The 3,186-nt window shown below is 38.4% G+C and carries 4 protein-coding genes and 1 pseudogene; all 5 read left to right on the forward strand.

The window, feature by feature from the left end:
- Positions 1-544: DUF6033 family protein (locus tag DW059_RS15095; protein ID WP_117699340.1), on the forward strand; the 544-nt coding region annotated here is incomplete at its 5' end.
- Between the two features lie 32 nt (positions 545-576).
- A complete protein-coding gene (locus tag DW059_RS15100) occupies positions 577-1,311 on the forward strand; it encodes a sensor histidine kinase (protein ID WP_242986325.1) in 735 nt (244 codons plus the stop codon).
- A 191-nt stretch (positions 1,312-1,502) separates the two neighbouring features.
- Positions 1,503-2,171, forward strand: coding sequence for a hypothetical protein (locus DW059_RS15105; protein WP_117465419.1), 669 nt, complete (start codon positions 1,503-1,505; stop codon positions 2,169-2,171).
- A gap of 42 nt (positions 2,172-2,213) precedes the next feature.
- Positions 2,214-2,882: a DUF3879 family protein gene (locus DW059_RS15110; protein WP_117465418.1), complete on the forward strand. Its 669-nt coding sequence runs from the start codon at positions 2,214-2,216 to the stop codon at positions 2,880-2,882.
- A gap of 63 nt (positions 2,883-2,945) precedes the next feature.
- Positions 2,946-3,186 (forward strand): annotated as a pseudogene (locus DW059_RS15115) (hypothetical protein); the annotation flags it as partial.

Here is a 3,186-nt window from a genome sequence, read left to right on the forward strand (position 1 = left end):
GGGCAGGACATATAAGAATGCTCATGAATATAAGAACTATTTAACACAAAAATACGATTGTTTACGAAGCAGGGATTATTCCGTAAATATAAACAGTTCTCTTTTGTCAGAGGCTATGGGAGATGAAAAGACAAAACAATGGTTGGAGTACAATTTATCGCTAATACCAAAAACAATAGAACAGTCAAGAGCTTATGTGGCAGCAAGAGGAGCAAAGATACTGAGTTATAGTATTACTATAAATGGATATGATAGCATGAGTTCTGTAATGTGTACTCAAGATGAAGTTGATCCGGGAACAGAAAAAGCAAGGAAAGAACTTGAAGAAAGACTCGAGAAAAGGAAAGCAGAAAAGAAAGAGACAGAGGAAAGACTGGAAAAACAGCGTGCCGAAAAACAGGAGCAGGAAGAACGGCAATATAATCTGAAAATTGATGGAAAAGATGTAGATGACCTGACAGGAAAAATGGTGGAATTGCTAGGTACTTCAACTTCTATAGGAGTGACAGAAAATGGAGTTTCGGCATTTGATGTGCTGGCATAGAAACTGATATGAGTATGCCGGGATGTATTGACATGCAGAATGTATTTTTATTTCTTTCAGTGGGACTGGTTGCGATTAACCTTATCCTTATGGAGTTCATGCAGAATACCATTGAAAAAGAAGAGAGAATAAAAATTACGGTACTTACGGAACAAAATCAGAAAAATCGTATTGCAAATTATCAGGACCGGGAAGAAATCTATGAGCGTCAGCGAAGAAAAATGTACGATTATAAAAATCAGCTTTCCACAATCCAGACGTTGATTAAGAATGGACACACAGATGAGGCACTTTCATTTACGCAGAAACTGACAGAGAGCATAGCGGTTGAGATGTCGGCAATCAACACGAACCATCCGGTGGTCAATGCTGTTTTAAACCAGAAGTACCGCAGCATGCAGGAGAAACACATAGCGGTTATCCTGAAAGTAGGGGATTTGCAGGAGATTTGTCTGGAAGAGGAAGAGATTGTGATTCTGCTTTCCAATTTACTGGATAATGCAATCCGGGAGAGTGAAAAAGTACTGAAAAATACCGGAAAAGCGGTCATTCATCTGAAATTAGAGTGCGAAGATCATAAACTGATATTTGCGATAAGAAATCCGGTGACAGAAAAGGTGGAAATTGAAAATGATACGATAAAGAGCAAAAGAGGGGATCATCACGGTATTAGATTGTTAAATGTAAAAGCAGTTGTGGATAAATATGGCGGTGATATGGTGCTTTCCTGCGATGAAAATGAATTTAAGGCAGTGGTCATCTTGTAAAGAGATGGTCTTTGTGTGCGTAATATGGTCGTTTGATGATATGGGACTAGGAGAACAGGTTATTTTATCCGATAAAAAAATAGAGGAAATAAGTATGTTATGAGAATTTTAAAGAATGAATATGATAAATGGATAAGTATATATAGAGGTTAAAATATATGCAGAGAAGGTAGAAAATATGAGGTGAATTCATGGGAATATCGATTTCAAATGCAACGAGTTCTGCTATTACAAAATATAGTGTATCGCTGAGAAGTGGAGAACCTGATTGGTCTATGATTCCAAGTGCAGGGAAAAGCAATAAGTCACAGGCAGAGTTTGTCTCTGAGATTAAGGAACTGGCTCAGAGAGCTGCCAACACTACGAGTAAAACGGAATTAGAATCTATTCACAGGCAGAGAACAAGGTTATGTGCAGAATACATATCCGATGTATCCCCTGACAGAAAGGCATTATATCAGCAGGCTAAAAATGCGGTAAAAAGTCAAAATGGTAATCCGAAATGCAAAGGAATCGGAGAATTATCATTGCTCGATTTTCTGGAGAGGGCAGAGGGGAAAAATAACAACCTTGCGCAAAAGAAGTTTGCTCTGGCGGGAGGAGGCACACTGGAATGTCCGATTCTGACAGGCGAAGGATATGGTGCCGACATTTCTTATCAAGGAACAAAAGTGTTGACCTATCTGGGAGATAGTTATGGATGGGGATGCGAAAGAACTCCGGCTGAGCGGGAAAAGGAAAGAGAATTTTACGGAATTTACTTCAATGAATACCATACGCAAAAGAATGCCCAAAGCTCAGAATTGAAAGAACTGCCGAACTATTTGGAAGAGAAAACGTCTTTTGATAGGAAAGCGTAAGGATATAGGTAAGATAACAGGTTTAATATGGGAGGATGTTTTATGTCAAAAATAACGGATTATGCTTTTTTGTTTCAAAAATCATTTGGGACATCAGGAGTAAATGCAATAGGCAGTTTTCAGTTGTCCCAGTTGAACAGCAGTTCTGTTCAGTCCAAGTTAAAAGCTGCCGGGATTAACACAAACAGCAAACAATATAAAGCCGCAGTAAAACAAATGATGTCTGCTGGAAATGGTGCAATGTATGGCAATATTCAGGGAATAAAAAATCTGATGAGTCATTATGACAAGGATGGAGATTATATCAACCCTGTAAATGGACTGGCAGGACTTTTAGTGACAGATGAAAATGAAAGTTCGAGAAAAAGGATCATATCAATTCCGGATAGTAGCAAAGAAGAAATGTATGAACTGACAAAAAAAGAGTTCCTGCGTGAAAACGGTGTCCACAATGGAGATACAACAAAACGTTCCGAGGTATATAACAATTTGTACCGCAAAATGCAGAAAAAGGACAGATTGGCTGCCGGGTACACCCTTGAAAAATATGAGAGAATTTACAGACAGGCATTTTATGATGCCGCAAAAAAGGCTGATCCTAACTGGGAAATTGGTAAGCCAATTAAAGATGGTGCATTAGATAGTGTTACAAGAGAATTGGCAGAGTCGGGGAAATCTCCTGCACAGGCAACGCTTGATACTAAAATTTAACATATCAGGTATATTTGAATAATTAAAAAGAGAAAATTTTGAGCTGATTGGAGGAACAAAAATATGAACATTAGTTCTGGTCTGAATACCGTATCTTCATTGTACGGTCAACAAAAAAGTAATTATATGAAAGCACCTGCATCTGCGGAAAAGACATTTTATACGGCTGAAACACCAAAGGTATACCAGATATTCACAACAGATAATATGTTGTGGACAGGAGGTAATGGTACAGGTCTTTCTTATTGCCTTAAATATGCGGATGATTCGACGGATGAAAATCCAGTGGTGTTAGCGAAAGGTG

Source organism: Roseburia sp. AF42-8 (assembly GCF_003435965.1).
Lineage (GTDB): Bacteria > Bacillota > Clostridia > Lachnospirales > Lachnospiraceae > Roseburia_C > Roseburia_C amylophila.

Coding starts and splice junctions, on each gene's coding strand:
- DW059_RS15110 (WP_117465418.1), top strand. CDS start 2,214: ATGTCAAAAATAACGGATTATGCTTTTTTGTTTCAAAAATCATTTGGG.
- DW059_RS15100 (WP_242986325.1), top strand. CDS start 577: ATGCAGAATGTATTTTTATTTCTTTCAGTGGGACTGGTTGCGATTAAC.
- DW059_RS15105 (WP_117465419.1), top strand. CDS start 1,503: ATGGGAATATCGATTTCAAATGCAACGAGTTCTGCTATTACAAAATAT.